Annotated in this window: 24 protein-coding genes and 1 tRNA gene; 8 read left to right on the top strand and 17 right to left on the bottom strand. The window is 68.4% G+C overall.

Going from position 1 to position 26,120, the window contains the following annotated elements; genetic code table 11:
• The first annotated feature begins 15 nt into the window (after positions 1 to 15).
• The gene (locus IE262_RS21100) at positions 16 to 918 is read left to right on the top strand and encodes a hypothetical protein (RefSeq protein WP_189875597.1); all 903 of its coding nucleotides are present in this window, start codon (positions 16 to 18) and stop codon (positions 916 to 918) included.
• A 95-nt stretch (positions 919 to 1,013) separates the two neighbouring features.
• Here IE262_RS21100 and IE262_RS21095 read toward each other — a convergent pair whose 3' ends face one another.
• From IE262_RS21095 to IE262_RS21080, 4 genes are all read right to left on the bottom strand, one after another.
• Positions 1,014 to 2,621, bottom strand: coding sequence for a substrate-binding domain-containing protein (locus IE262_RS21095; protein ID WP_189875595.1), 1,608 nt, complete (start codon positions 2,619 to 2,621; stop codon positions 1,014 to 1,016).
• Positions 2,622 to 2,764: 143 nt separating this feature from the next.
• On the bottom strand, positions 2,765 to 3,733 hold the full coding sequence (locus IE262_RS21090) for an LAETG motif-containing sortase-dependent surface protein (RefSeq protein WP_189875592.1): 969 nt from the start codon (positions 3,731 to 3,733) through the stop codon (positions 2,765 to 2,767).
• A gap of 202 nt (positions 3,734 to 3,935) precedes the next feature.
• A complete protein-coding gene (locus tag IE262_RS21085) occupies positions 3,936 to 4,253 on the bottom strand; it encodes a hypothetical protein (RefSeq protein ID WP_134038859.1) in 318 nt (105 codons plus the stop codon).
• A gap of 30 nt (positions 4,254 to 4,283) precedes the next feature.
• Positions 4,284 to 6,008, bottom strand: a complete 1,725-nt coding sequence (locus IE262_RS21080) for a sodium:solute symporter family protein (RefSeq protein ID WP_373305091.1) — start codon at positions 6,006 to 6,008, stop codon at positions 4,284 to 4,286.
• Positions 6,009 to 6,219: 211 nt separating this feature from the next.
• Here IE262_RS21080 and galT point away from each other — a divergent pair, with 211 nt between their 5' ends.
• From galT to galK, 3 genes are read left to right on the top strand one after another with little or no spacing between them, the layout of a single operon-like run.
• Complete coding sequence (gene galT, locus IE262_RS21075) at positions 6,220 to 7,281, top strand: galactose-1-phosphate uridylyltransferase (RefSeq protein WP_189875590.1); 1,062 nt, start codon at positions 6,220 to 6,222, stop codon at positions 7,279 to 7,281.
• Positions 7,278 to 8,255, top strand: a complete 978-nt coding sequence (gene galE / locus IE262_RS21070) for a UDP-glucose 4-epimerase GalE (protein WP_189875588.1) — start codon at positions 7,278 to 7,280, stop codon at positions 8,253 to 8,255. Before galT ends, galE begins: the two co-directional genes overlap by 4 nt.
• A 48-nt stretch (positions 8,256 to 8,303) precedes the next feature.
• Positions 8,304 to 9,464, top strand: coding sequence for a galactokinase (gene galK, locus IE262_RS21065; protein ID WP_189875586.1), 1,161 nt, complete (start codon positions 8,304 to 8,306; stop codon positions 9,462 to 9,464).
• Between the two features lie 67 nt (positions 9,465 to 9,531).
• Here the strand turns inward: galK and IE262_RS21060 are convergent, their stop codons facing one another.
• Positions 9,532 to 9,987, bottom strand: coding sequence for a GNAT family N-acetyltransferase (locus IE262_RS21060; RefSeq protein ID WP_189875849.1), 456 nt, complete (start codon positions 9,985 to 9,987; stop codon positions 9,532 to 9,534).
• Between the two features lie 253 nt (positions 9,988 to 10,240).
• Here IE262_RS21060 and IE262_RS21055 point away from each other — a divergent pair, with 253 nt between their 5' ends.
• Positions 10,241 to 11,011: a LuxR C-terminal-related transcriptional regulator gene (locus IE262_RS21055; protein WP_189875584.1), complete on the top strand. Its 771-nt coding sequence runs from the start codon at positions 10,241 to 10,243 to the stop codon at positions 11,009 to 11,011.
• Here the strand turns inward: IE262_RS21055 and tamR are convergent.
• Positions 10,970 to 11,467 (bottom strand): MarR family transcriptional regulator TamR, encoded by a 498-nt coding sequence (tamR, locus tag IE262_RS21050; RefSeq protein ID WP_030844890.1) that lies wholly within the window; start codon positions 11,465 to 11,467, stop codon positions 10,970 to 10,972. The two genes, IE262_RS21055 and tamR, sit on opposite strands and share 42 nt — an antisense overlap.
• Positions 11,468 to 11,608: 141 nt before the next feature.
• On the opposite strand from tamR, the gene IE262_RS21045 reads away from it, so the two are divergent.
• A complete protein-coding gene (locus IE262_RS21045; RefSeq protein ID WP_189875582.1) occupies positions 11,609 to 12,418 on the top strand; it encodes a trans-aconitate 2-methyltransferase in 810 nt (269 codons plus the stop codon).
• Positions 12,419 to 12,642: 224 nt separating this feature from the next.
• Here IE262_RS21045 and IE262_RS21035 read toward each other — a convergent pair whose 3' ends face one another.
• Both IE262_RS21035 and IE262_RS21030 read right to left on the bottom strand, forming a co-directional pair.
• Positions 12,643 to 13,305, bottom strand: coding sequence for a TetR/AcrR family transcriptional regulator (locus IE262_RS21035; RefSeq protein ID WP_134038865.1), 663 nt, complete (start codon positions 13,303 to 13,305; stop codon positions 12,643 to 12,645).
• Positions 13,306 to 13,312: 7 nt separating this feature from the next.
• On the bottom strand, positions 13,313 to 14,344 hold the full coding sequence (locus IE262_RS21030; protein WP_189875579.1) for an acyl-CoA desaturase: 1,032 nt from the start codon (positions 14,342 to 14,344) through the stop codon (positions 13,313 to 13,315).
• 338 nt (positions 14,345 to 14,682) lie between these two features.
• Here IE262_RS21030 and ppc point away from each other — a divergent pair, with 338 nt between their 5' ends.
• Complete coding sequence (gene ppc / locus IE262_RS21025; RefSeq protein ID WP_134038867.1) at positions 14,683 to 17,415, top strand: phosphoenolpyruvate carboxylase; 2,733 nt, start codon at positions 14,683 to 14,685, stop codon at positions 17,413 to 17,415.
• A gap of 88 nt (positions 17,416 to 17,503) precedes the next feature.
• On the opposite strand, the gene IE262_RS21020 is transcribed toward ppc, so the two are convergent.
• The 7 genes from IE262_RS21020 to IE262_RS20990 form a co-directional block, all read right to left on the bottom strand.
• On the bottom strand, positions 17,504 to 18,001 hold the full coding sequence (locus IE262_RS21020) for a hypothetical protein (protein WP_134038868.1): 498 nt from the start codon (positions 17,999 to 18,001) through the stop codon (positions 17,504 to 17,506).
• An 86-nt stretch (positions 18,002 to 18,087) separates the two neighbouring features.
• Positions 18,088 to 18,690 carry an aminoacyl-tRNA hydrolase gene (gene pth / locus IE262_RS21015; protein WP_189875577.1) on the bottom strand — a complete coding sequence of 201 codons (603 nt, stop codon included), beginning with the start codon at positions 18,688 to 18,690 and terminating at the stop codon, positions 18,088 to 18,090.
• Between the two features lie 137 nt (positions 18,691 to 18,827).
• Positions 18,828 to 19,421 carry a 50S ribosomal protein L25/general stress protein Ctc gene (locus tag IE262_RS21010; protein ID WP_134038870.1) on the bottom strand — a complete coding sequence of 198 codons (594 nt, stop codon included), beginning with the start codon at positions 19,419 to 19,421 and terminating at the stop codon, positions 18,828 to 18,830.
• 215 nt (positions 19,422 to 19,636) lie between these two features.
• Entirely contained in the window at positions 19,637 to 20,611 is a 975-nt protein-coding gene (locus IE262_RS21005; protein ID WP_134038871.1) for a ribose-phosphate diphosphokinase, read from the bottom strand.
• Positions 20,612 to 20,720: 109 nt separating this feature from the next.
• Complete coding sequence (gene glmU / locus IE262_RS21000; RefSeq protein ID WP_189875575.1) at positions 20,721 to 22,169, bottom strand: bifunctional UDP-N-acetylglucosamine diphosphorylase/glucosamine-1-phosphate N-acetyltransferase GlmU; 1,449 nt, start codon at positions 22,167 to 22,169, stop codon at positions 20,721 to 20,723.
• A gap of 115 nt (positions 22,170 to 22,284) precedes the next feature.
• Positions 22,285 to 22,358, bottom strand: a tRNA-Gln gene (locus tag IE262_RS20995).
• A gap of 8 nt (positions 22,359 to 22,366) precedes the next feature.
• The gene (locus IE262_RS20990) at positions 22,367 to 23,233 is read right to left on the bottom strand and encodes a helix-turn-helix domain-containing protein (RefSeq protein WP_134038873.1); all 867 of its coding nucleotides are present in this window, start codon (positions 23,231 to 23,233) and stop codon (positions 22,367 to 22,369) included.
• Positions 23,234 to 23,401: 168 nt separating this feature from the next.
• On the opposite strand from IE262_RS20990, the gene IE262_RS20985 reads away from it, so the two are divergent.
• On the top strand, positions 23,402 to 24,748 hold the full coding sequence (locus IE262_RS20985) for a sensor histidine kinase (protein ID WP_189875573.1): 1,347 nt from the start codon (positions 23,402 to 23,404) through the stop codon (positions 24,746 to 24,748).
• Positions 24,749 to 24,839: 91 nt separating this feature from the next.
• Here the strand turns inward: IE262_RS20985 and IE262_RS20980 are convergent, their stop codons facing one another.
• Both IE262_RS20980 and IE262_RS20975 read right to left on the bottom strand, forming a co-directional pair.
• On the bottom strand, positions 24,840 to 25,334 hold the full coding sequence (locus IE262_RS20980) for an SUKH-3 domain-containing protein (RefSeq protein ID WP_134038875.1): 495 nt from the start codon (positions 25,332 to 25,334) through the stop codon (positions 24,840 to 24,842).
• A gap of 109 nt (positions 25,335 to 25,443) precedes the next feature.
• Positions 25,444 to 25,944: a YwqJ-related putative deaminase gene (locus IE262_RS20975; protein WP_373305090.1), complete on the bottom strand. Its 501-nt coding sequence runs from the start codon at positions 25,942 to 25,944 to the stop codon at positions 25,444 to 25,446.
• Positions 25,945 to 26,120: the final 176 nt, after the last annotated feature.

Here is a 26,120-nt window from a genome sequence, read left to right as displayed (position 1 = left end):
CAGAAAGGAGAGCCGATGGTCGGCTCGTCGCACGAGGCGCTGCACCGGATCTGCCAGAAGGAGCCGGCAGGGTTCACGCGCACTCTGCAGAGAGTGCTACATATCCCCTTTCCTGAACCGCGTGACTTCGCGGTTCTGAACGCGGACCTGACGGAGATCGAGCCGGTCGAGCGGCGCGTGGACACGCTGTTGCAGGCGGAGACGGACGAGGGGACGTATCTGCTGGTCATCGAGTCCCAGGGCAACAGGGACGACAACAAACGCGGTAGCTGGGCGTACTACCTCTCGTACTTGTATGCGAAGTACCGCTGGGAGCCGGTGCTGGTTGTCCTGACCCAGAGCAGGTCCACGGCCCGCTGGGCGGCACGCCCGATCCGCCTGGGTCTGCCCGGCTGGCACTCGCTCGCCGTACGGCCGCTTGTGCTGAGTCCGGAGAACGTCCCGCTGATCGTTGATGAAGCCGAGGCCAAGCGGGACGTGTTCCTCGCAGCCTTCTCGGCGATGACACACGGCAAGGGGACAGATGCCGCTGCCATACTGAAACCGCTGGCGGCGGCCTTGGAAACCACCGAGGCCGACAGCGCGGGGATGATCGCACAGTTCGTGGAGTCGTGCCTGATCGATGCGCAGGCGAAGCAGATCTGGAAGGAGCTGATGGTGCCGGTCAACTACTTCTTCCGGCATGAGGTCGCCGAGAAGGTCCGGGAAGAGGGTCGAGAAGAAGGCCGCGAAGAAGGCGTCGAGCAGGAGCGCGCATCGATGGTCCTCCGGATCCTCGACTGGCGCGGCATCTCGGTTCCGGAATCCGTTCGTGAGCGGGTGATGACCTGCTCCGACCTGGAGCAGCTCGACCTCTGGGCTCAGCGGGCGGTCCACGCGAAGGACGCGGAGGATCTGTTCGGCGATGACAGACCCTGATCTGGGGACGATGTGCGTCGAGCATCGCGAAGACCATGACCCGGCCTCGTGCCCGCTGACGCTGCTCTTCGGGCACGAGGCTGTCCTGCGAACGCCTACTCCTCACACCTCATCTCCGCGACCTTGGAGTCCCTCAGCTCCCGGCACGGGAGGAAGCCCCGGCCCTCCAGGAGTTTCGAGACTCCCCGGCTGCGCAGGAAGTCGAGGAAGTTGAGGGTCAGGCCGGACGCGCCCTCGCGGGTGTAGAGGATCTCGGACGCCCAGAAGGGGTAGTCGCCGTCGAGGACGTTCTCCTTGGTCGGGGGAGTGCTGTTGATCGGCACGGTGCGCACGTTGGGGAAGAAGGGCAGGGCGTCGGCCTCCGCGTATCCGATGGCGTTCTTCGTCCGGTTGACGTAGTCGAGCAGTTCCATCGTGGAGCTCACGGAGCAGACTCCGGTCGAGCCGGTCGAGTCGTTTGTGCATGCGGGGGCGGACGTCCTGCCCTTTCCGCCCGTCACCCTCGCCTCGAAGGCGTCCCTGGTGCCCGAGCCGTAGTCCCGGACGACCGCCACGGGTGTTTCGGCGAGGCGTCCGTCCTCGTTGCGGAAGCCGCCTCCGGTGAAGATCTGGCCCAGCTGGTCCTGCGTCAGCCCCCGGTCCCAGAGCGACTGACCGGGGCCCAGGTCCTGGGCGAGTGACTGGTTGGCCACGACGGCGAAGACGATCACACCGACGTGGTGGGCGTCGAGGCCCTTCTCCGGCTCCTGCCCGGCCACGGTGTCCACCATGGCGATGGTCTCGGCGGCCGTGTTCGAACGCAGTTCCTCCAGCCCCTTGCTGCTGCCGTTCGCCTCCAGTGCCACGTCCGTCTCGGGGCACTGCTCCTCGTACGCCTCCTTGACCTGGTGGGCGAGGGGCGAGAAGGCGGTCGAGCCCGTCACGGTGAGTCGACGGGCCTGGGAGCAGGTGGCGTCCAGCTTGAGGCTCTCGTTGTTCGCGTAGACACCGCTGCCCAGGCTCAGGGCCGCCACGAGCGTCACGACGATGGCGGTGGCCCACCGGCGTCGGGCCCGCCCGGCGGTCCGTTTGACGCGGCCGCCCTTCAGCTTTCCGTCCGCGGTGATCTTGGGGGGCTTCGCCGAGGAGCCGGCCCCGTCGTCCTCCAGCAGCACCAGGAGGCGGAACCAGTCGCGCCGGTTGAGGGTGAAGGCGGGCAGGACGATCGTGTCGGCCTGCCCACGCGGGGCCCGGACCGTGGCCTGTCTGACGCCCACGCCGGAGCCGGAGCGGGTGTCGTCGGCCGGCTCCGCGTCCGCAGGTACCCGTACCTGCGGACGCAGAGTCGCCTCCAGTGGCTCGTCGGCATCCCGCACCTTGAAGTGCACGACCCTCTTGCCCGGGAAGGTGAAAGCGAGAGGGGCGGCGAAGTGCTCCGGTTCGAGCGTCTGCACACCGGAGTTGCGCACCTCCAGCATGACCAGGCTGCCTTCGCTGATCTGACGGCCCTGCCAGTGGATCTCCCACATGCCGGGCGGCGGCTGGTGGTTGATGTGCTTGTTGATGGGCCCGTTGTAGACCTCGCTCCAGCTGATGCGCCGCCACCCCTGGTAGCGGTCCAGCCAGAAAGCCACGAGGCTCGCGCTCAGGGCGCATACCAGGGCGCCTGCCCACAGTTGCCCGTTGCTCAGGCCGTCGAAGAAGTCGGCGATCGTCTCGACCATCTCAAGTCCCCCTACTTGAGCATCGAATCAAGGGAACAGATGGTCGGCAGTCGACGCTTCAACAGCGTGAGTAGCAGCCGTCCCGTATGTGAACGGGGCGGGAACAAGGGGATGTCCCAGCATGCTCCCGCGGGCCCCGCACGTCACGCCTGGGCGTCACCGTTCCCGCGACGTCGCACCATGATCACCGCGCCCGCACCGGCCGCCACGGCCAAGCCGCCGACCGCGCCGATCAGCGGGAGGGCGGACGACGAACCCGTCTCCGCGAGACCGCCGTTGACCGAAGCGCCGGACGGGGCGCTCTGCGACGCGTCGGCGCTCGGCGTGGCCGTCGGCGTGGCGCTCTGCGAGGTGCTCGCGGTCGGCGTGGGCGTCGCGCTCGCCGTGGGTGAACCGCCGCCGCCCTCCTCGCCGGGGGCGACCACGTCGAAGTTGACCGATGTGGTCGTGCCGTCGATGCACTGCTTCTCCGGGTCCACGTAGGTGCCGCCGCCATCGGCGTAGGCGGGGCCCAGTGTGGCCTTGGCGTCGAGCCGCAGGCGGAACTTCAGGTCCGCGGACTCACGGGCGTCGAGGTTGGTGTAGCCGATGATGAGGCCGGTCTCGCGGTACTGGTTCTTCTCCTCTTCACTCAGGCCCTCCCAGGTGCCGCTGTCGGCGTCCCAGCGCTCAAGGTAGGCGTACTTCCACAGGTCCGCGTTCTCGCTGGCCTGGCCGTTGTCGACGCTGACGCTCCCTTGGACCTCGCCGAGCGGTGTGCTGGTGGTGTTGGCCACGTTCAGGGTGAAGGTGTGCCAGCCGCCGCCCGCCGCGATCTTGCCGGGCAGCCCCTTGAGGCCGAGCTTGATCATGGAGAAGGGGCCGTTGCGGCAGGGCGTCGGCGATGCGGCGGGCGCGGCGCTCGACGGGGTGGAGGCGGACGCCGAGGCGGCGGGCGACGCGAACGCGGACGACGACGCGGATGCGGTGGGCGACGCCTCCACGGAGGGCGACGCGGACACGGAGGGAGACGCCGGCGATCCGCCGTCGGCGTGGGCGGGAGTCGTGGTCAGCAACGCCGCCCCGATCGCGGAGAGAGCGGCGGCTGCCGACAACGTGCGAGGCAGTTTCATTGTGGGTCCTTGTGGCGTGAGGGGGAGAAGAGCCGGACGCCTGTGTTTGATGCGGGGGACCCGGGATGCGTTGTAGGGGGCTCGGAGTGTTCGCGAGGCGTTCAACGGGAGTTCGCACGGAGCCCGACTGTTTTTATGCGGATACGGGGCCGCGGGTGCCGTAGGCCGATACCCCCGGCACCCGCGACCCCGTACGCGACCCTCACTCCTCCGGCAGCCCCTCCCGCTGTTCCTCCTTCGGCACCACCCCCTGCTTCAGCGGCCGCAGCCGCAGCCACCCCAGGAAGAACAAGCCCAGGGCCAGCATCCCCAGCCCCGTCCACAGGTTGATGTTGATGCCCTCGGCCTTGTCGAGGTCGGCTTCGGAGGCGGTGAGGCCGGCGATCGTGACGATGACGCCGTAGAGGGAGAACAGGCCGCCGATGATGCGGCGTACGTCGAACAGTCGGGCGGCCGTGGCCGACCTGCCCTCCAGTTCGGTGACCTGGCGATGGACGTCGTGCTCCGAGTACTCGGACATGGGGTCACTCCTTGCGCAGAGACGGGGGCGTCAGAACGAGAACGGGATGTAGCAGGCCGCCGCCAGGATCACCGCACCCCAGCCCAGCAGCGCGGGCTTGCGGTACCAGGCGTCGTCGCCCTCGGCGGGCGGCTCGGCCATGCCGGGAGACCGCGTGCCGTAGACCAGGCCCTGGAGTTCGGCCTCCGGCTTCGGGGCGGTGAACAGGGACACCGCCACCATCACCACCGCACCGGCGACGAAGCCCGCGATCGCCGAGACGAAGTTGGCGCCCTGGTCGGAGGGGATGCCGACGATGCCCTGCTTGTAGAGGACGAAGTAGTTCACCATCGCGGCCACCGTGCCCGCCAGCAGACCCCAGAAGCCCGACTTCGCCGACGACCGCCGCCAGAACATGCCGAGGATGAAGACCACGAACATGGGGACGTTGAAGAAGCTGAACAGCGTCTGCAGGTAGCTCATGATGTTCGAGAAGGACGAGGCCAGGAAGGCCGTGCCGATCGAGGCCAGCACGCCGATGGCCGTGATCAGGCGACCGAAGCGTACGTAGTAGCCGTCCTCACGGCCCTTCACCACGTACTTCGCCCAGATGTCGCTGGTGAACACCGTGTTGAAGGACGACACGTTCGCCGCCATGCCCGCCATGAACGCCGCCAGCAGACCTGTCACCGCGATGCCGAGGACGCCGTTGGGGAGGAGGTCCTCCATCAGGTACGGGATCGCGTCGTTGTACTGGAGGTCCGAGCCCGGAGTGCCGATCTTCGGGACCAGGACCGCGGCGACCAGGCCCGGGATCATTACCAGGAACACGATGAAGATCTTCGGGAAGGCCGCGATCAGCGGGGTCCGCTGGGCCGCCGAGAGGTTCTTCGCGGACAGTGCGCGCTGGACCTCCGCGAAGTTCGTCGTCCAGTAGCCGAAGGACAGGACGAAACCGAGCCCGAGGACGATCGTCAGCCAGTTCGCGCCCAGCGGGTTGTCGCTGCCGATGCCCGTGCCGCCCCACGCCGTGACGAAGTCGCCTCCGTGGCTCGCCGTGAGTGAGTCGGACAGGCCGTCCCAGCCGCCCACCTTCTTCAGGCCGAGCACGGAGAGGGGGATGAGGGCCGCCAGGATCACGAAGAACTGGAGCACCTCGTTGTAGATGGCCGAGGACAGGCCGCCCAGCGTGATGTACGCCAGCACGAAGAAGCCCGCGACCACGATCGACACCCACTCCGGCCAGCCGAGCAGCGCCTCGACGACGATGGCGAGCGCGTACAGGTTCACCCCGGCGATGAGGATCGCGGCGAAGGCGAAGAGCACGGAGCTGAGCAGATGCGCCGAGCGGTCGAAGCGCAGGAGGAGGAACTCCGGTACCGACCGCACCTTGGACCCGTAGTAGAAGGGCATCATCACCAGGCCGAGGAACACCATGGCGGGGATGGCGCCGATCCAGTACCAGTGGACGGTGTACGCGCCGTACTGGGCGCTGTTCGCGGCCATGCCGAGGATCTCGGTGGCGCCGAGGTTGGCCGCGACGAAGGCCAGGCCGGTGACCCAGGCGGGCAGGGAACGGCCGGAGAGGAAGAAGTCGAGGCTGGTCCTCACGGAACGGCGGGCGGCGAAGCCGATGCCGAGGACCACGATGAAGTAGATCGCCAGGATCGTGTAGTCGAGCCAGTTGGTGGGGAGCCGCAGCTCCGCTGCCAGCTGTGTGGGGGGCTTTATCAGGGGCTGCTCTGCGTGCTCTGCGAGGGATGTGGGGATGCGCATCCGGAGCTCACTTCGCTTCCTTCGCTCACGTTGCTTGCATTGCTCAAACCACCGGCTTCGGCTGGTGAGCTTTGTTGGATTGTGATAGTGACCGTCGTGCGTATTTGTGGTTTGATGTGTTCGGTTCTGTTTGATGGATCTGATGGATCTGATGGATCTGATGGATCTGATGGATCTGATGGTTTGATCGGTTACGGATGGGGAGTCCGCCGTGAAGAAGACCTCGACCCGGCTGGCCGACGGTCGTGAGCTGATCTACTACGACCTGCGCGACGACTCGGTGCGCGACGCGGTGGACCGACGGCCGCTGGAGCGGACGGTCACCACCTCGCGGGTCCGTCACGACGTGCTCCTCGGCGACTCGGTCGCCATCGCCTCGCACCGCCAGGGCCGCACCTACCATCCGCCCGCCGACGAATGCCCCCTGTGCCCGTCCCGGGGCGACCGGCTGAGCGAGATCCCCGACTCCACGTACGACGTGGCGGTGTTCGAGAACCGCTTCCCGTCGCTCGCCGGGGACTCCGGCCGCTGCGAGGTCGTCTGCTTCACCTCCGACCACGACGCGTCCTTCAAGGACCTGACCGAGGGGCAGGCGCGTCTGGTCCTGGAGGCCTGGACCGACCGCACCGCCGAGTTGTCGCATCTCCCCTCCGTGCAGCAGGTGTTCTGTTTCGAGAATCGCGGTGCCGAGATCGGCGTGACCCTCGGGCATCCGCACGGGCAGATCTACGCCTACCCCTTCACCACCCCCCGCACCGCCCTGATGTTGCGTTCGCTCGCCGCCCACAAGGAAGCGACCGGCGGCGAGAACCTCTTCGACGCCGTACTGGAGCGCGAAACGGCAGATGAGCGGATCGTGCTCCAGACCGAGCACTGGGTCGCCTTCGTGCCGTACGCGGCGCACTGGCCGTACGAGGTGCACCTCTACCCGCGCCACCGCGTCCCCGACCTGCTGGCGCTCGGCGAGGACGCGCGCACAGAGTTCCCCCAGGTCTATCTGGAACTCTTGAATCGCTTCGACCGGATATTCGGCGAAGGTGAGCCCCCCACGCCGTACATAGCGGCCTGGCACCAGGCCCCCTTCGGTGCGCTGGAGGAGTTCGACGGGGTCGTGCGTGAGGACTTCGCCCTTCACCTTGAGCTTTTCACCATTCGCCGCACTTCCGGCAAGCTGAAGTTCCTCGCGGGTTCCGAGTCCGGCATGAACGTGTTCATCAACGACGTGCCGCCGGAACGCGCGGCCGAGCGATTGCGAGAGGTAGCGAGTTCATGAGCGGTAAGTACCTGGTCACCGGTGGCGCGGGCTATGTCGGCAGCGTGGTCGCCCAGCATCTGCTGGAGGCGGGCCACGAGGTCGTCGTCCTCGACAACCTCTCGACCGGCTTCCGCGAGGCGGTGCCCGCCGGCGCCTCCTTCATCGAGGGCGACATCCGCGACGCTGCCAAATGGGTGGATCCCACCTTCGACGCCGTCCTCCACTTCGCCGCGAGCTCACAGGTCGGCGAGTCCGTCGTCAAGCCCGAGAAGTACTGGGACAACAACGTCGGCGGCACGATGGCGCTCCTCGCCGCCATGCGCTCGGCGGGCGTCCGCAAGCTCGTCTTCTCCTCCACCGCGGCGACGTACGGCGAACCCGAGACGACCCCCATCGTCGAGTCCGCGCCGACGTCCCCGACCAACCCCTACGGCGCCACCAAGCTCGCCGTCGACCACATGATCACCAGCGAGGCGACGGCCCACGGCCTGGGCGCGGTCAGCCTGCGCTACTTCAACGTGGCGGGCGCGTACCGGACGCCTTCCCATGGCACGTTCGGCGAGCGCCACGACCCCGAGTCGCACCTCATCCCGCTGGTGCTCCAGGTGGCGCAGGGCAAGCGCGACGCCATTTCCGTCTTCGGCGACGACTACCCCACGCCCGACGGCACCTGCATCCGGGACTACATCCACGTGGCCGACCTGGCGGAGGCCCACCTGCTGGCGCTGGACGCGGCCCGGCCCGCCGAGCACCTGATCTGCAACCTCGGCAACGGCAACGGCTTCTCGGTCCGCGAGGTCATCGAGACGGTCCGCCAGGTGACCGGCCACCCGATTCCGGAGGTCGTGGCCCCGCGCCGGGGCGGCGACCCGGCGGTGCTGGTCGCGTCCGCGCAGACGGCCCGTGAGCGGCTGGGCTGGAAGCCGTCGCGTGCGGACCTCGCGGGGATCGTGGCGGACGCGTGGGAGTTCGCGCAGCAGCGCGGCAAGTAGTTTCTTGGACTGGGTCCACCAGTTCACCGGAAGGTCAGGGGTCAGGGAATGAGCGAGGCTGTCGTCATCGCCGAGCAGTTCAAGGAGCAGTACGGGGTCGAGCCGGAGGGAGTGTGGGCGGCGCCGGGCCGGGTCAATCTGATCGGCGAGCACACCGACTACAACGACGGCTTCGTGATGCCCTTCGCGCTGCCGCACACCACGATCGCGGCCGTCTCACGCCGCACGGACGGCATCCTGCGTCTGCACTCGGCGGACATCGAGGGCGGCGCCGTGGAACTGACCCTCGACTCCCTGGCCCCGGAGTCCGACCGGAACTGGACGGCCTACCCGGCCGGCGTGGTCTGGGCCCTGCGCGAGGCCGGCCACACCGCGATCACGGGCGCGGACGTCCACCTGGCCTCCACGGTCCCGACCGGCGCGGGCCTGTCGTCGTCGGCGGCACTGGAGGTCGTGGTCGCCCTCGCGCTGAACGACCTGTACGAGCTGGGCCTGCGGGGCTGGCAGCTGGCCCGCCTGTGCCAGCGCGCCGAGAACGTCTACGTCGGCGCGCCCACCGGGATCATGGACCAGACCGCGTCGGCGTGCTGCGAGGCGGGCCACGCCCTGTTCCTGGACACCCGGGACCTCTCCCAGCGCCAGATCCCCTTCGACCTGGCGGCGGAGGGCATGCGCCTGCTGGTCGTCGACACCCAGGTCAAGCACGCCCACAGCGACGGCGAGTACGGCAAGCGCCGCGCGGGCTGCGAGAAGGGCGCGGCGCTCCTGGGCGTGGACGCGCTCAGGGACGTGCCGTACGACGGGCTGGACGCGGCGCTGGCCCGCCTCGGCGACGAGGAGGAGGTCCGCCGTCTGGTCCGCCACATAGTGACGGAGAACGAACGGGTGGAGCGGGTTGTGTCCCTGCTCCAGGCGGGCGACACCCGTGCCATCGGCCCCGTGCTGGTCGAGGGCCACGCGTCCCTGCGGGACGACTTCCGCATCTCCTGCCCGGAGCTGGACCTGGTGGTCGACACGGCGCTGGGCGCGGGTGCGGTGGGTGCCCGTATGACGGGTGGCGGCTTCGGCGGCTCGGCCATCGTGCTGATCGAGGCCGCGGACGAGGAGACGGTCACCAAGGCGGTGGAGGAGGCCTTCGCGGCCGCCGGCTTCACGGCGCCCCGGGTGTTCGCGGCGGTGCCCGCGGCGGGGGCGCGTCGCCTGGTGTGAACGGAGGGTCCGGGGCGGAGGGGAGTGGATGAAACCGCTCCGCCCGCCTCTCACCCCCCTGGGCACATCACCCCAGCCGCTTCGTCAGCGTGTACTCCGTGATGCCCGGCGGATAGTCGGGGATCACGCACACCACGTCGTACCCCTGCTTCTTGTAGAAGTCCGGTGCCTGGAAGTCCCATGTCTCCACACGGGAGTTCCGGCATCCCCGGTCGGCCACGGCCGTGCGCTCCGCCTCGGCCAGGAGGCGGGAACCCAGCCCCGCGCCCCGGCAGCGTTCGTCGACCCACAGGTAGCTGACGTGCAGCCAGGTCGTCCAGGTGTGCCCGACGAGCCCGCCCACCAGGTCGCCGGAGGCGTCCAGCGCCCACACATGCAGCGGAACCTCACGCTCACCGGGTGTTCCGCGCAGGGAACGGAGCACCGGGGAAGCCGAAGTGTTCGCCTCCCGTAGTCGGGAACGCAGCAATTGGCTACGCTCTTTGTCGACTTCCGTCTCAACACGAAACATACGGCTCACCATAAGCGCGCCGGTCAATCAGTTCTGTGATTTTCCTTCCGCTCCCTGCCCTCGGCCTTACTCTGATGGACAGCACCGGTGGGGGCCGGTGCTGATCAGGGGGCGAGACAGTCGGGTACGACGCCCGAAGTGGGGGTAGCAGTTGCAGCACGGCGGCGGCCGTGCCGTTGCGGCAGCCCCGAATCCCAGGTGGATGACCGGGAGCACTTCGGGCGCCGTACCTGCGCCGGTCGTCCCCCGACCAGTGGGGGTATCAGTGGTTCGCATCCGAGTCCTGGTCGTCGACGACCACCGCATCTTCGCCGAGTCGCTCGCCGCGGCCCTTGCCGCCGAGCCCGACGTCGAGGTGTCCGCGGCCGGCAGTGGCCCCGCCGCGCTGCGCTGCCTGGAACGCGCGGCGGCGGAAGGCCGCAGATTCGACGTGCTGCTGGTCGACGCGGACCTGGGGGGCAACGCCCCCGGGGCACGACCGGCCGCCGTACCCGTACGGGAAGGCAAGGAGGACGGGCTCGTCGACGGCATCTCACTCGTCGCCGGTGTCCGCTCCGGGCAGCCGGGCGTACGGACCGTCGTCCTCGCCGAGAAGGACGACCCGCGCCGCGCCGCACTCGCCCTGCAGGCCGGGGCGTCCGGCTGGGTCGCCAAGGACTGCTCGCTGTCCCGGCTGCTCACCGTCATACGGGGTGTGCTGCGCGACGAGACGCATCTGCCGCCCGCTCTGCTCACCGGCGTGCTGCGGGAGCTCACCGCGGCCCGCAAGCACCGCACCGAGAGCGAGCGGCTCGTCGAGTCCCTCACACCACGCGAGCGGGAAGTCCTGCAGTGCATGGTGGCGGGGCTGGGGCGCAAGGCCGTCGCCGAGCGCCTCTTCCTGTCCCCGCACACCGTCCGCACACACATGCAGAACGTCCTCGGGAAACTCGGGGTGCACTCGACCCTCGCCGCCGTCGCACTCGCCCGACGCGCCGGGGTCGGGCCGGTCGACCTAACCGGGAATGTTGTCGAACGGGGCGGTCAACTGGCGTAGCAGCCCGGCCAGTTCACCTCGCTGGGCGCGCGACAGCTCCGCCAGGATCGCGCGCTCCTGGTCGAGGAGGCCCGCCAGGGCCTGATCCGCCCTGTCCCGGCCCTCGTCCGTCAGCCGGACCAGGACACCCCGGCGGTCGCTGGGGTCGGGCAGCCGCTCCACCAGGCCCTTCTTCGCCAACCGGTCGATACGGTTCGTCATCGTGCCCGAGGTGACGAGGGTCTGCGTGAGCAACTGGCCGGGGGAGAGCTGGTACGGCGTTCCCGCGCGCCTGAGCGCGGTCAGGACGTCGAACTCCCACGGCTCCAACTGGTGCTCGGAGAACGCCAGACGGCGCGCCCGGTCCAGGTGCCGGGCCAGTCTGCTCACCCGGCTGAGCACTTCCAGCGGCTCCACGTCGAGGTCCGGGCGCTCCCGGCGCCACGCTGCGACCAGCCGATCGACCTCGTCCTCCATGGCGATCAGTGTAGTGGTTGTGTCGATGTGAAGTCTCTTGACGTCGAGCATATTGTTATTAAGTATCTTGACTTCGAGATACATGGAGTGTCACGGTGAGAGGGCGACTTGAGTCACAAGGAGCCACGAGGAGATACGCCCATGTCCCCCGCCGCCCCCGTCTGGGACCCCCACCAGTACCTGCGCCACTCCGGCCACCGTGCCCGCGCCTTCATCGACCTGCTGGCCCACGTGCCCGAGCTCCCCGCCGGACGCCCCCGCATCGCCGACCTCGGCTGCGGCCCCGGCAACGTCACCCGCCTGCTCGCCGACCGCTGGCCCGGAGCGCACATCACGGGCCTCGACAACTCCCCGGAGATGCTCGCCGAGGCCGCACCCCTGGCCGGCCCCACCCAGGGCGGCGGCCACCTCGACTTCCGGCCCGCGGACGCCACGACATGGGCGCCCACGGAGCCGTACGACCTGATCTTCAGCAACGCCACCCTCCAATGGGTACCCGGCCACGTCACACGCTTCCCCGACTGGGTGGCGGGCCTCACCCCCGGAGGCGTCCTCGCCTTCCAGGTGCCGGGCAACTTCGACGCGCCCAGCCACCGGCTCATGCGCGAGCTCGCCCACTCCGCCCGCTGGAAGGACCGGCTCGGCGACACGCTCCGCCACGACGACGCGGTACTGACCCCCGCCGCCTACCTGCACCGGCTCGCCGACCTCGGCTGCGAGGCCGACGCCTGGGAGACGACGTACCTCCACCTGCTCCACGGCGAGGACCCCGTCCTGGACTGGGTGAAGGGCACCGGACTACGGCCGGTCCTCACCGCACTGGGCGACGACGCCGAACCCTTCCTCACCGAGTACCGCGCAGCTCTGCGCGAGGCGTACCCGGCGACCGGTCACGGCACGGTCTACCCGTTCCGCCGCGTGTTCGTCGTGGCCAGGAAACCGAAGCGGTGATCACGGCCCTCGGCTGAGGGCGGGCGGCACCGGGCGACCTACGGGGTGCGGCCGGGGTGGGTGATGAGGATGCGGATGACTTCGTCGTCGATGACATACAGCACCCGGTACCCGCCGACGCGTAGGCGGCGGATGTCCGGACCATAGGCCGTCGAGTTGATGATGGTTCCACAAGGTTCATCTTGTGGTCTGTTGATTCAGGCGTATCAACCCGTTCGGGTGACTCAGCTTTTCCGGCGGCCTATCAGATGCGGCTTCGCCTCCAGCCCGTCCAACCCGTGCCACGCCAGATTCACCAGATGCGCCGCCACCTCGGCCTTCTTCGGACGGCGGACGTCCAGCCACCACTGGCCCGTCAGCGCGACCATGCCGACCAGGGCCTGGGCGTACAGAGGGGCCAGCTTCGGATCGAAGCCGCGGCTCTTGAACTCGCGGCCCAGAATGTCCTCCACCTGGGTCGCGATGTCCGAGATGAGCGAAGCGAAGGAGCCCGTGGACTGAGGGATCGGAGAGTCACGGACCAGGATGCGGAAGCCGTCCGTGTACTCCTCGATGTAGTCCAGCAGCGCGAAAGCCGCCTGCTCGCACAGCTCCCGAGGATGGCCGGCCGTCAGCGAGCTGGTCACCATGTCCAGCAGACGACGCATCTCACGGTCCACCACGACCGCGTACAGGCCCTCCTTGCCACCGAAGTGCTCGTACACCACCGGCTTCGAGACCCCGGCCTTCGCCGCGATCTCCTCCACCGACGTGGCCTCGAAGCCCTTCGCGGCGAACAGGGTGCGACCGATCTCAAGAAGCTGCTGACGTCTCTCGGCACCCGTCATCCGGGTTCGGCGAGGGCGCCGCTGCTTGTCGCTGCTGGAGGTACTGGAGTCGGTCGCCACCCGTCAATCATGCCGCCTTGGCGGTCTCCCGCTTGCGCCGGGAGCCGTCCCGCCCGGTGTTCCGGCGGGAATCGATACGCGAGCGTGACGGCCAGCGCACGTCGTACGCCCACCCGAACCGCTCGAACCAGCGGATGATCCGCGCCGAGGAATCAAGCTGACCCCGCTCCACACCGTGCCGCGCCGACGTCGGGTCCGCGTGGTGCAGGTTGTGCCACGACTCGCCGCACGACAGGACCGCCAGCCACCACACATTGCCCGAACGGTCGCGCGACCTGAAGGGACGCTTGCCCACCGCGTGGCAGATCGAGTTGATCGACCACGTCACATGGTGGAGAAGGGCCACCCGGACGAGCGACCCCCAGAAGAAGCCCGTGAACGCCCCCCACCAGGACATGGTCACCAGACCGCCGATCAGCGCGGGCAGCGCCAGGGACACCGCCGTCCACAGAATGAACTGGCGGCTGATCGTCCGGATCGCCCTGTCCTTGATCAGATCCGGCGCGTACTTGTCCTGCGGCGTCTGCTCCTCATCGAACATCCAGCCGATATGCGCCCACCACAGCCCCTTCATCAGAGCCGGCACCGTCTCCCCGAACCGCCACGGCGAGTGCGGATCGCCCTCGGCGTCCGAGAACCTGTGATGCTTGCGATGGTCCGCCACCCAGCGCACCAGCGGCCCCTCGACCGCCATCGAGCCCGCGATCGCCAACGCGATCCTCAACGGACGCCTGGCCTTGAACGAACCATGCGTGAAGTAGCGGTGGAAACCGATCGTGATGCCGTGACAGCCCAGGAAGTAGAAGAACACCAGCAGACCGAGATCCAGCCAGCTCACCCCCCACCCCCAGGCCAGCGGCACCGCCGCCACCAGCGCGAGAAACGGGACGATGATGAAGAGGAGAAGGGTGATCTGCTCGACCGAACGCTTCTGCTCGCCGCCCAGCGTCGCCGAGGGCAGCGCGGTGCCGGTCGCCGTGGTTCCTTGGGAATCGTTCGCCTGCGGGGCGTCTTCGATCACATCGGAGCTTGTGGTCATGGGGCGTCCCCTGTGGGGTTCGAGAGTGGAGTCAGATGCCTGAGGACTGAGTCAGGTGCCTGCGGCAACAGCCCGCAGGGGACGCGGAGGCATTCCCTACGGTTCCGTAACCTACGGCATCGTAAGTATGGCAGCGCCGCGCCCGGCGGCAAGAGCCCGACGGCCTGCGCGTCCGCACCGACACCTATCCTTGGAAACGGTCGGACAGCGCCGTCCGCTCTGATTTCTGCCCGGACGACCGGTCCTAGAAGCGGCCACGACCCGTCCACGGTCCAGCCGCCCGGCGAACGTCCGGGTTCCCTCCCAGACGAGCTTCAACACTGCAAGGAGCCGCACCTGTGAGCAGTGCCGACGACCAGACCACCACGGTCAGCAGTGAACTGCGCGCCGACATCCGGCGCCTCGGCGACCTGCTGGGCGAAGCCCTCGTCCGCCAGGAAGGCCCCGAACTCCTCGAACTGGTCGAACGAGTCCGCCGCCTCACCCGCGAGGACGGCGAGGCCGCCGCCGAACTTCTGCGCGGCACCGAACTTCAGACCGCCGCCAAGCTGGTCCGCGCCTTCTCCACCTACTTCCACCTGGCCAACGTCACCGAACAGGTCCACCGAGGCCGCGAACTGCGCGCCAAGCGCTCCGCCGAGGGCGGCCTCCTCGCCCGCACCGCCGACCGCCTCAAGGACGCCGACCCCGAACACCTGCGCGACACGATCAGAAACCTCAACGTACGGCCCGTCTTCACCGCCCACCCCACCGAAGCCGCCCGACGGTCCGTACTCAACAAGCTGCGCAGGATCGCCGCACTCCTGGACACCCCGGTCATCGAATCCGACCGACGCCGCTACGACATCCGCCTGGCCGAGAACATCGACCTCGTCTGGCAGACCGACGAACTCCGCGTCGTCCGCCCCGAGCCCGCCGACGAAGCCCGCAACGCCATCTACTACCTCGACGAACTCCACGCGAACGCCGTCGGCGACGTCCTGGAGGACCTCACCGCCGAACTCGACCGCGTCGGCTTCACCCTCCCGGACGACACCCGGCCGCTGACCTTCGGCACCTGGATCGGCGGCGACCGCGACGGCAACCCCAACGTCACCCCACAGGTCACCTGGGACGTCCTGATCCTCCAGCACGAACACGGCATCAACGACGCCCTCGACCTCATCGACGAACTCCGCGGCTTCCTGTCGAACTCCATCCGCTACACCGGAGCCACAGAGGAACTGCTGTCCTCGCTCCAGGCCGACCTCGACGCCCTCCCCGAGATCAGCCCCCGCTACAAGCGCCTCAACGCCGAAGAGCCCTACCGCCTCAAGGCCACCTGCATCCGGCAGAAGCTGGAGAACACCAAGCAACGCCTCGCCAAGGGCACCCCCCACGAACCCGGCCGCGACTACCTCGGCACCAGCGAGCTCCTCAAGGACCTCACCCTCATCCAGACATCCCTGCGCGAACACCGCGGCGGCCTCTTCGCCGACGGCCGCATGAACCGCACCATCCGCACCCTCGCCGCCTTCGGCCTCCAACTCGCCACCATGGACGTACGCGAACACGCCGACGCCCACCACCACGCCCTCGGCCAGCTCTTCGACCGCCTCGGCGAGGAATCCTGGCGCTACGAGGACATGCCGCGCGAGTACCGCCACAAGCTCCTCGCCAAGGAACTCAGGTCCCGCCGCCCCCTCGCCCCCACCCCCGCCCCCCTGGACGAGGCAGGCGCCAAGACCCTCGGCGTCTTCGAGACCGTCAAGCGAGCCCTCGCCGTCTTCGGACCCGAGGTCATCGAGTCCTACATCATCTCCATGTGCCAGGGCGCCGACGACGTGTTCGCCGCGGCCGTACTCGCCCGCGAAGCCGGACTCATCGACCTCCACGCCGGCTGGGCAAAGATCGGGATCGTGCCGCTCCTGGAGACCACCGACGAACTCAAGGCCGCCGACACCATCCTGGAGGACATGCTCGCCGACCCCTCCTACCGCCGACTCGTGGCCCTGCGCGGCGACGTCCAGGAGGTCATGCTCGGCTACTCCGACTCCTCCAAGTTCGGCGGCATCACCACCAGCCAGTGGGAGATCCACCGCGCCCAGCGCCGCCTGCGCGACGTCGCCCACCGCTACGGCGTACGGCTGCGCCTGTTCCACGGCCGCGGGGGAACCGTGGGACGCGGCGGCGGCCCCTCCCACGACGCGATCCTCGCCCAGCCCTGGGGCACCCTCGAAGGCGAGATCAAGGTGACCGAACAGGGCGAGGTCATCTCCGACAAGTACCTGATCCCCTCACTGGCCCGCGAGAACCTGGAACTCACCGTCGCCGCCACCCTCCAGGCCTCCGCCCTGCACACCGCCCCCCGCCAGTCCGTGGAAGCACTCGCCCGCTGGGACGCCGCCATGGACGTCGTCAGCGACGCGGCCCACGCCGCCTACCGGCGACTCGTCGAAGACCCCGACCTGCCCGCGTACTTCTTCGCCGCCACCCCCGTCGACCAACTCGCCGACCTGCACCTCGGCTCCCGGCCCTCACGCCGCCCCGACTCCGGAGCCGGACTCGACGGACTCCGGGCCATCCCCTGGGTGTTCGGCTGGACCCAGTCACGACAGATCGTGCCCGGCTGGTTCGGCGTCGGCTCCGGCCTGAAGGCCCTGCGCGAGGCCGGCCTGGACACCGTCCTCGACGAGATGCACGAACAGTGGCACTTCTTCCGCAACTTCATCTCCAACGTCGAGATGACGCTCGCCAAGACGGACCTCCGCATCGCCCGCCACTACGTCGACACCCTCGTACCCGAAGAACTCAAGCACGTCTTCGCCACGATCGAGGCCGAACACGAACTGACCGTCCGCGAGATCCTGCGGATCACCGGCGAGGACAAGCTGCTCGACGCCAACCCCGTCCTCCAGCAGACCTTCGCCATCCGCGACGCCTACCTGGACCCGATCTCCTACCTCCAGGTCACCCTCCTCAAGCGCCAGCGCGACGCGGCCGCCGCGGGCCAGACCCCGGACCCCGTGCTCTCCCGGGCCCTGCTCCTGACCGTCAACGGCGTGGCAGCCGGCCTGCGCAACACCGGCTGACCGCACTCCGCGACAAAGGGGTGCCCCGAGGCCGTACGCCTCCGGGGCACCCCTTTCGTCGCGCCTTTCGCTGCGCTTGAGCGTGCGCTCAGAGAACGACGAACGCCGCCGTGACCAGAGCCAGACCGAAGCCGCCCAGCACCCACCCCAGCCGACTCAAACCCAGCCCACCCGCCACGACCACCGACGCGAGCAGCAGAGCACCGGCGAAAGGCACCCAGGCGTACAGCAGCCCCGACGCGCCGGTACGGACAACCTCACCGCTGCCGGGCTTCACCGCGACCGCGTACGTCGTCCCCTGCTCCACCGCCACGGTCCGCTCGATCGCCACACGATCACGCGCCCTCGCCCCCTCGGACGTCGGCGTGAAAGGACCCGTACAGACGTCCTCCGCACACCGCGTCACCGTCATCGCGCCCTGCTCACGGCCCTTGGGGAACATCACATGCTGGGCAGTGCCCCACGAGGCCCACACCCCCGCGACCAGGATCAGCGCCGCGACCGTCCCCATCGCCGCCAGACGCCCGAACCGCAGCACGGCGGCAGCGCCCTCACGGGGCGCACGGGAGGCGGCGGGCGCAGGCATGGCCGCGATCCTTGGCCATGGTCCTGCGATCGGTCAACCCCCGTGGGTGACAAGTCGGCAGTTGTACGCCTACATTGCCCCCGCCGTCAGGAGTTGTACGCGCTCTGCGCCCGCTCCAACCCCTCCGTGACAAGACACTCGACCGAGTCGGCAGCACGGTCCACGAAGTAGTCCAGCTCCTTGCGCTCAGCGGACGAGAAATCCTTCAGAACAAAATCGGCGACCTGCGTACGGCCCGGAGGACGCCCGATCCCGAACCGCACCCGGTGATAGTCCGAACCCATCGCCTTCGTCATCGACTTCAGACCGTTGTGGCCGTTGTCACCGCCGCCCAACTTCAACCGCAGCGTGCCGTAATCGATGTCCAACTCGTCATGGATCGCCACGACATTGCCCACCGGCACCTTGTAGAACTCACGCAAGGCGTTCACCGGACCACCGGACAGATTCATGTACGACATCGGCTTGGCCAGGACCACCCGACGGTTCGCCGGACCCGGAGGACCGATCCGGCCCTCGACCACCTGCGCCTGCGCCTTCTGAGCCCGCTTGAACTTCCCGCCGATCCGCTCCGCCAGAAGATCGGCCACCATGAACCCCACGTTGTGCCGGTTCATCGCATACCCGGGCCCAGGATTGCCCAGCCCCACAATCAGCCAGGGGGCGCCCGCATCGGTCGTCACGTCCATGTCTCCTTCATACGCGCTCACACGCGGCCACACACACAGCCGCCGGGCCCCACGCCTCACGGCGCGGACCCGGCGGCCGACACAGGAACCAGGAACCAGGATCCAGATCCAGGACCCAGATCCAGGGTCCGAAGGGATCAGGCCTCCGCGGCCTCTTCGCCCTCCGCGGCCTCACCCGTCGGCTCCTCCGCCTGAGCGGACAGCACCTGAAGGACGACCGCGTCCTCCTCGACAGCCAGCGAGACACCGGACGGCAGCTTGACGTCCTTGGCGAGGACGGAGGCACCCGACTCCAGGCCCTCGATGGACACCGTCACGGACTCGGGGATGTGCGTGGCCTCGGCCTCGACCGGCAGCGCGTTCAGCACGTGCTCCAGCAGGTTCCCACCCGGAGCCAGCTCACCCTCGGTGTGGATCGGGATCTCGACGTTGACCTTCTCGCCACGCTTCACCAGCAGCAGGTCGACGTGCTCCAGGAAACCCTTGATCGGATCACGCTGCACGGACTTCGGAATCGCCAGCTCATTGCCCTTGCCGTCGATGTCCAGCGAGATCAGGACGTTCGGCGTACGCAGCGCCAGCAGCAGGTCGTGGCCCGGCAGCGTCAGGTGCAGCGGGTCCGACCCGTGACCGTACAGAACACCCGGAACCTTGCTGGCGCGACGGATACGACGGGCGGCACCCTTGCCGAACTCGGTACGCGTCTCGGCGGTGAGCTTCACCTCGGACATGATCACTCCTCGTAGTACGAAAGGAAACGGTCGTGGTCACCCGGCCACGAACGGCCTGCTACGAAGAGCGCGTCGATTACGGACCACCGAACCCTCAAACGGGAACGGCCTCCCTCGCCGAGCAACTGGAGCAGTCTACTCGGAGAGGAAGGCCGTACCCAAAAGGATCATCCACAGCTCGGCGACAGCTCGCCTGCCGCCCGCTTACCGCTCGCCTACTGCTCGTCGAACAGGCTCGTCACCGAACCGTCCTCGAACACCTCACGCACCGCGCTCGCGATCGTCGGCGCGATCGACAACACCTTGATCTTGTCCAGATCCAGCTCACCCGGCGTCGGCAGCGTGTTCGTGAACACGAACTCACTCACCTTCGAGTTCTTCAACCGGTCGGCCGCCGGACCCGACAGCACACCATGCGTCGCCGTCACGATGACATCCGCCGCACCGTGCGCGAACAGAGCGTCCGCCGCCGCACAGATCGTGCCACCCGTGTCGATCATGTCATCGACCAGGACACAGATACGGCCCTTCACATCACCGACCACCTCATGCACGGTGACCTGGTTCGCCACATCCTTGTCACGACGCTTGTGCACGATCGCCAGCGGCGCACCCAGACGATCACACCACCGGTCGGCCACCCGCACCCGGCCGGCGTCCGGAGACACCACCGTCAACTTGCTCCGGTCCACCTTGCCGCCCACATAGTCCGCCAGCAGCGGCAACGCGAACAGGTGATCCACAGGACCGTCGAAGAAACCCTGAATCTGATCCGTGTGCAGATCCACAGCCAGAATCCGGTCCGCACCCGCCGTCTTCATCAGATCAGCTATCAGACGCGCCGAAATCGGTTCACGCCCCCGGTGCTTCTTGTCCTGCCGCGCGTAACCATAGAACGGCACGATCACAGTGATCGAACGCGCCGACGCCCGCTTCAACGCATCGATCATGATCAACTGCTCCATGATCCACTGGTTGATCGGAGACGTGTGGCTCTGGATCAGAAAGCAGTCCGCGCCACGGGCCGACTCCTGATAACGGACATAGATCTCACCATTGGCGAAGTCGAAGGCCTTCGTCGGGACAACCCCGACACCCAGCTCCTGGGCGATCTCCTCGGCAAGCTCGGGGTGGGCGCGGCCGGAGAAGAACATCATCTTCTTCTCGCCGGTCGTCTTGATCCCGGTCACAGCACAGTCTCCTCAGAGGTGTCTCAGCTGGGCATGAGAGGTCGTCTCAGCTGGGGGGTGCGGGTATGCACTTATCACGGTACGCCGTCCCAGACGCCCCCGTTTCCGCTCAGCCTTCGCTTTCGCCCTGGCGAGAGGCCGCCTCGGCAGCCTTCGCCGCCGCGCTCCCCGGGCGCTTACGGGCCACCCAACCCTCGATATTCCGTTGCTGGCCACGGGCGACAGCCAGCGAACCGGGCGGCACATCCTTCGTGATCACCGAACCCGCGGCGGTGTACGCGCCGTCCCCGACCGTGACAGGCGCCACAAACATGTTGTCCGAGCCCGTCTTGCAATGTGAACCAACCGTGGTGTGGTGCTTGCTCTCACCGTCATAGTTCACAAACACACTCGCCGCACCGATGTTCGTGTACTCACCGATCGTCGCGTCCCCCACATAGGAGAGGTGCGGAACCTTCGTCCCCTCCCCGATGGACGCGTTCTTCGTCTCGACATACGTCCCGATCTTGGACTTCAGGCCCAGTCGGGTGCCCGGACGCAGATACGCGTACGGGCCCACGGTGGCCTGCGGCCCGACGTCAGCGTGATCGGCCACGGTGTTGTCCACGCGAGCACCGGCCCCCACCCGGGTGTCCGACAGCCGGGAGTTGGGCCCCACCTCCGCGCCCTCCCCGAGATGCGTGGAGCCCTGCAACTGCGTCCCCGGATGCACCACTACGTCCCGCTCGAACGTCACGGTGACATCGACCCAGGTCGTCGCCGGATCGACGACCGTGACCCCCGCGAGCATGGCGTCGGTGAGAAGCCGGTCATTGAGGATGCGGCGGGCCTCGGCCAGCTGCACACGGTTGTTGATACCCGCGATCTCACGGTGGTCGCCGGCCACAGAGGCTCCCACCCGATGCCCGGCCTCACGCAGGATCCCCAGCACATCGGTCAGGTACTCCTCACCCTGACTGTTGTCCGTACGGACCTTCCCGAGCGCGTCCGCGAGGAGCTGCCCGTCGAAGGCGAACACCCCGGAATTGATCTCCCGGATGGCCCGCTGCGACTCCGTGGCGTCCTTGTGCTCGACGATCGCCGTGACCGCGCCGCTGGCCCCGTCCCGCACGATCCGCCCGTACCCGGTCGCGTCCGGGACCTCGGCGGTGAGCACGGTGACGGCGTTGCCGTCGGTCGTGTGGGTCGCGGCGAGGCTCTGGAGCGTCGCGGCGGTGAGAAGCGGCGTGTCACCGCACACGACCACCACGGTCCCGTCGACGCTGCCGCCGAGCGCCTCCAGGCCCATCCGTACGGCGTGCCCCGTCCCCTTCTGCTCCGCCTGGACGGCCGTCCGTACGCCGGGGTCGATCTCGGTGAGGTGCGCGGCCACCTTCTCGCGCGCATGCCCCACGACGACGACGAGGTTCTCGGGCTCCAACTCGCGCGCGGCGGCGAGTACGTGACCGACGAGGGAACGGCCACAGATGCTGTGCAGGACCTTCGGTGTGGCCGACTTCATACGGGTGCCCTCACCCGCTGCGAGTACGACGACGGCTGCCGGGCGGTTGGCGCTCACGGGTGTGCCCTTCGGCTTCGGATGTGTGGGGTCGACGTCCGCAGGATACCGGGGGGTTGTGAGGGGGAAATGTGAGCGGGGCCTGACTGTGTGGGTCAGGCCCCGAACTGAGCAGCTCCGCCGCTAGGACTCGAACCTAGACCGAAACACCTCCAAAGGGTGCCGTGCTGCCAATTACACTACGGCGGATCGCTGCATCAGACCTTACCGGAGCTTGGCGGGCTGCCAAGAACGATTCCGTTCCACCACCCCTCGATCCGCCGGTAGAGGTCGGCACTCTGGACCACGCTGATCACCAGGCAGCCTCGGTACTGATCACCTACGTTCTTGCGGACCGTCTTCGGGTTGTGCTTCTTGAGGGTGGTCTTGCCGAAGCGGGAGGTGTCTGTCCCCACCAGCGCTGCCCAGTACTGCTCAGCCCCTCCGACGTCGGCAGACTCGTGGATCATTACGCGGAAGCGTAGGCGCTCGCGTTCGACCTGGAGCAGGTCGAGCCACGCAAGGAAGACTTTGATCATGCCGGGGTCGCTGTTGACGAAGAGGACGAACTCGCGGCGGCTGTACTCCTTGTCCTTTGCGCCCTCAGCCCAGTAGAGCCCCACGCCGAGCAGGAACAGCTCACGTTCGGTCAGGGAGCCGATCTCCTGCTGTGCAATCGCCTTCGTCTGTTCGCGCTTCTCGTCCCGTACCGCCAACTCGTGCTCCCAGCGCTTCCGTGCCGCGAGCTTCGCCTGCTCCGACGGATCCCGCCGTTCCGGCCTAGGCAAATCCCGTACCCACAACGAGATCGAACTCTTCGAGCACCCCAGCTCCACCTGGATCTGGTCGTACGTCCAGCCCTGGAGCCGGAGCTCCCTTGCCCGCGCCCGCAGGTCGTCCTTTGCGTTCGGGCGCTTCGTCCATTCAGGTGGGGGCTCGCCCTCCAGGAGGCGGTTGAGGATGTCGTTGTTGTCGACGTGGAGCCGGTCGCGGATCTGGCGGCGGCTGAGGCCTGCCCGGCGCAGGGTGACCGCCTGTTCCCGTAGTCCCTCGAAGTCCGTGTACTTGCTGTGTGCGTGTGCCATGGGCATACCGTCCGGCCGGAATGTGGGGTTCCGGGGTCGAACGGTGTGCGATTCAGCAGTTCGAGGGATTCCGGTCGGTTTCGCTTCTGTTTGATTGCGGAGCGTGGTGTAGGGCAGTACGGGAAACTCGCCGGAAAAGCGCTGGGTCGCGCCCGTAGGCTGGGAGCCATGACCACGACGGGGGAAGACCGCTGTGAGGCCGGGACCAGGGCCGGTCCGGTGTGGTGGGGGCGGTGGCGCAGCGCGGCGCTGGATGCCGGGCTGGCGCTGTTGTCGATGATCGAGTGTGCGGTGCAGGGGTATCCGTTCGCGCGGGACGCGGGGCTGCCCGTGGCGGTGGGGGTGGTGTTCGGGCTGCTGGCCGGGTCCGTGCTGCTGGTGCGGCGGATGTGGCCTGTCGCGGTGGTGCTCGTGTCGATCGCGATCACGCCGGCGCAGATGGGTTATCTGATGGGTGTGGTCGGCCTCTACACGCTGGCCGCGTCGGAGGCGCCTCGGCGGATCATCGCGGCGTTGTCGGGGATGTCGTTCGTGGGGGTGTTCGTCGTCGCGTACGTGCAGACCGTGCAGGGGAATGTGCGGGGGGACGCGGCGGTGGTATCGGAGTGGTTTCCGCCGTTCGTGTCGTTGACGATGGCGATCGGGCTGACCGCGCCGCCGGTGTTGCTCGGGTTGTACGTGGGGGCGCGGCGGCGGTTGATGGAGAGTCTGCGGGAGCGGGCGGACTCGCTGGAGCGGGAGTTGCAGTTGCTGGCCGAGCGGGCGGAGGAGCGGGCGGAGTGGGCCCGGGGTGAGGAGCGGACGCGGATCGCCCGTGAGATGCATGACGTGGTGGCGCATCGGGTGTCGTTGATGGTGGTGCATGCGGCTGCGTTGCAGGCGGTTGCCCGGAAGGATCCCGAGAAGGCGGTGAGGAACGCGGCGCTGGTGGGGGACATGGGGCGGCAGGCGTTGACGGAGTTGCGGGAGATGTTGGGGGTGCTGCGGTCGGGGGATGGGCTGGCGTCCAAGGGCGGTGAGGGCGTCCGGGGTGAGTCGGTGCCGTTGGCTGCTGTGGGGGTGGCTGCGGCTCAGGCGGCGTCGCGGGTTTCGCGGGGGCAGGACGAGGCGGTGGAGGGGCCGTGTCTTGCGGAGCTGGAGGAGTTGGTCGGGCAGTCCGCGGCGGCGGGGATGGTGGTGGATCTGTCGGTGGAGGGGGATGTGCGGGGGTATGCGGCGGAGATCGAGCAGACCGCGTATCGGGTGGTTCAGGAGGCGTTGACGAACGTCCACAAGCATGCGGCGGGGGCGAAGACGTATGTGCGGTTGGCGCATCGGGTCGCTGAGATCGCGATGCAGGTGGAGAACGAGCCGCCGCCGGAGCCGGGGGATGCGTCGTCGGCGCGGTTGCCTTCCGGGGGGAATGGGTTGGTGGGGATGAAGGAGCGTGTGGTGGCGCTCGGGGGTGTGTTTGTGTCGGGGCCGACGGATGCGGGGGGTTTTCGGGTGTCGGCGGTGATTCCGGCGGAGGGGTGAGTGGTGCCGGTCGCCCGGCCCGCCGTGTCGGCTGGTCGCTCAGCCCCTCGTATCAAGCCGGTCGCCGAGCCGGCCGTATCGGCCTGTCGTATCAGCCTGCCGTGAGCCGTACCGGTGGTATCCCCGTGAGGAGTGTGGCGAGGGCCTGGTCGGCGGTGGGGCCCAGGTACCAGTCGCCGGTGTGGTCGAGGGCGTAGACGCGCCCTTCCGTGTCGATGGCGACGAGGGTGTGGGTGTCGGGTTCGAGGCCGAGGGGGCAGACCTCGGTGCCGAGGGCGCGGCCGAGGTCGGCGAGGGTGCGGGCCATGTGGAGCCCGTGCATGGGGTCGAGGTGCAGGGCTGAGGGGGCGAGTGCGCGGCCGGGGCCCTGTGCGGTGATGTGGAGGCTGCCGAACTCCGCCCATACCTCGACTGCCGCCGGGAAGACCGCGTGGCGGTGTCCCGCGGGGGACGTGTGCTCGCGGAGGGTGTCGGCCCAGATCTCGGCCTGCCGTATGTCCCAGCGGCCGGGCAGCCAGCCCGCGGCGCGCAGGGCGGCGTCCACGGGCACGGGGAAGCGGGTGGTGGAGGAGCGGTCGGCTTGCATCTGCCCTTCGTTCGTCGAGGGTCGTGGGCTGGGCGGTCACCGTGTGCTGGTGGGGGTGACGTGGGTGACGCCGTTTTGCTGGGTCAGGGTTCCTGGGTGGGTTGCTGGGTCAGGGTTCCTGGGTGGGGTCGACGATGCGTACGCCGAAGTGGGCGCTGAGGGCCTGGCAGGCGCGGCAGGGCGGGGCGAAGCTGCCGTGGAGTGGGTCGCCGGCCTCGCGGATGCGGCGGGCGGTGAGTTTGGCCTGTTTGAGGGCTTTGCGGGCTTCGCCGTTGGTCATCGGTTTGCGGGCCGCGCGTTTGCTGCGGTTGGCGTCGGTGCTGGCGATGTGGCGGGAGATGAGGATGGCTTCGGCGCAGCGGCCGGTGAAGCGGTCGCGTTGGGCTGTGGCGAGGGTGTCGAGGAAGTCCTGGACGAGGGGGTGGAGGGGTGGTGGCTGGTCGCCTCTGGCGGCGGTGCCGGTGAGGGTTTCGCCGCGGACGGAGAGGGCGGCGGCCACGGTGGGGAGTATGCCGTCGCGGCGGTGGTGGAGGGTGGGCGCGTGCACGGTGTCGGCGTTGCTCCAGCCGATGCGTGGGTCGCCCGAGGTGCCCGTCTGGGTCGCGTTCATGCTTCTCATGCCCTCCGTTCGGTCCCCCGGCAGCGGAGACAGCCTGCCAAAGTCCGTGGCGGGTGCGGAAGCTGGGGCCGTGCGACACGCCCGGCGTCGCCGCACCGTCACGGCGGGGTGACGGCTGGTCACGGAACTGGGGCCCGGTGACCGGTGCCCCCGTACGGCTTAGGCTG

Origin of the sequence: Streptomyces bluensis, from assembly GCF_014650715.1 — a bacterium.
GTDB classification, from domain to species: domain Bacteria; phylum Actinomycetota; class Actinomycetes; order Streptomycetales; family Streptomycetaceae; genus Streptomyces; species Streptomyces bluensis.
This window is presented reverse-complemented; position numbering and strand designations above follow the sequence as displayed.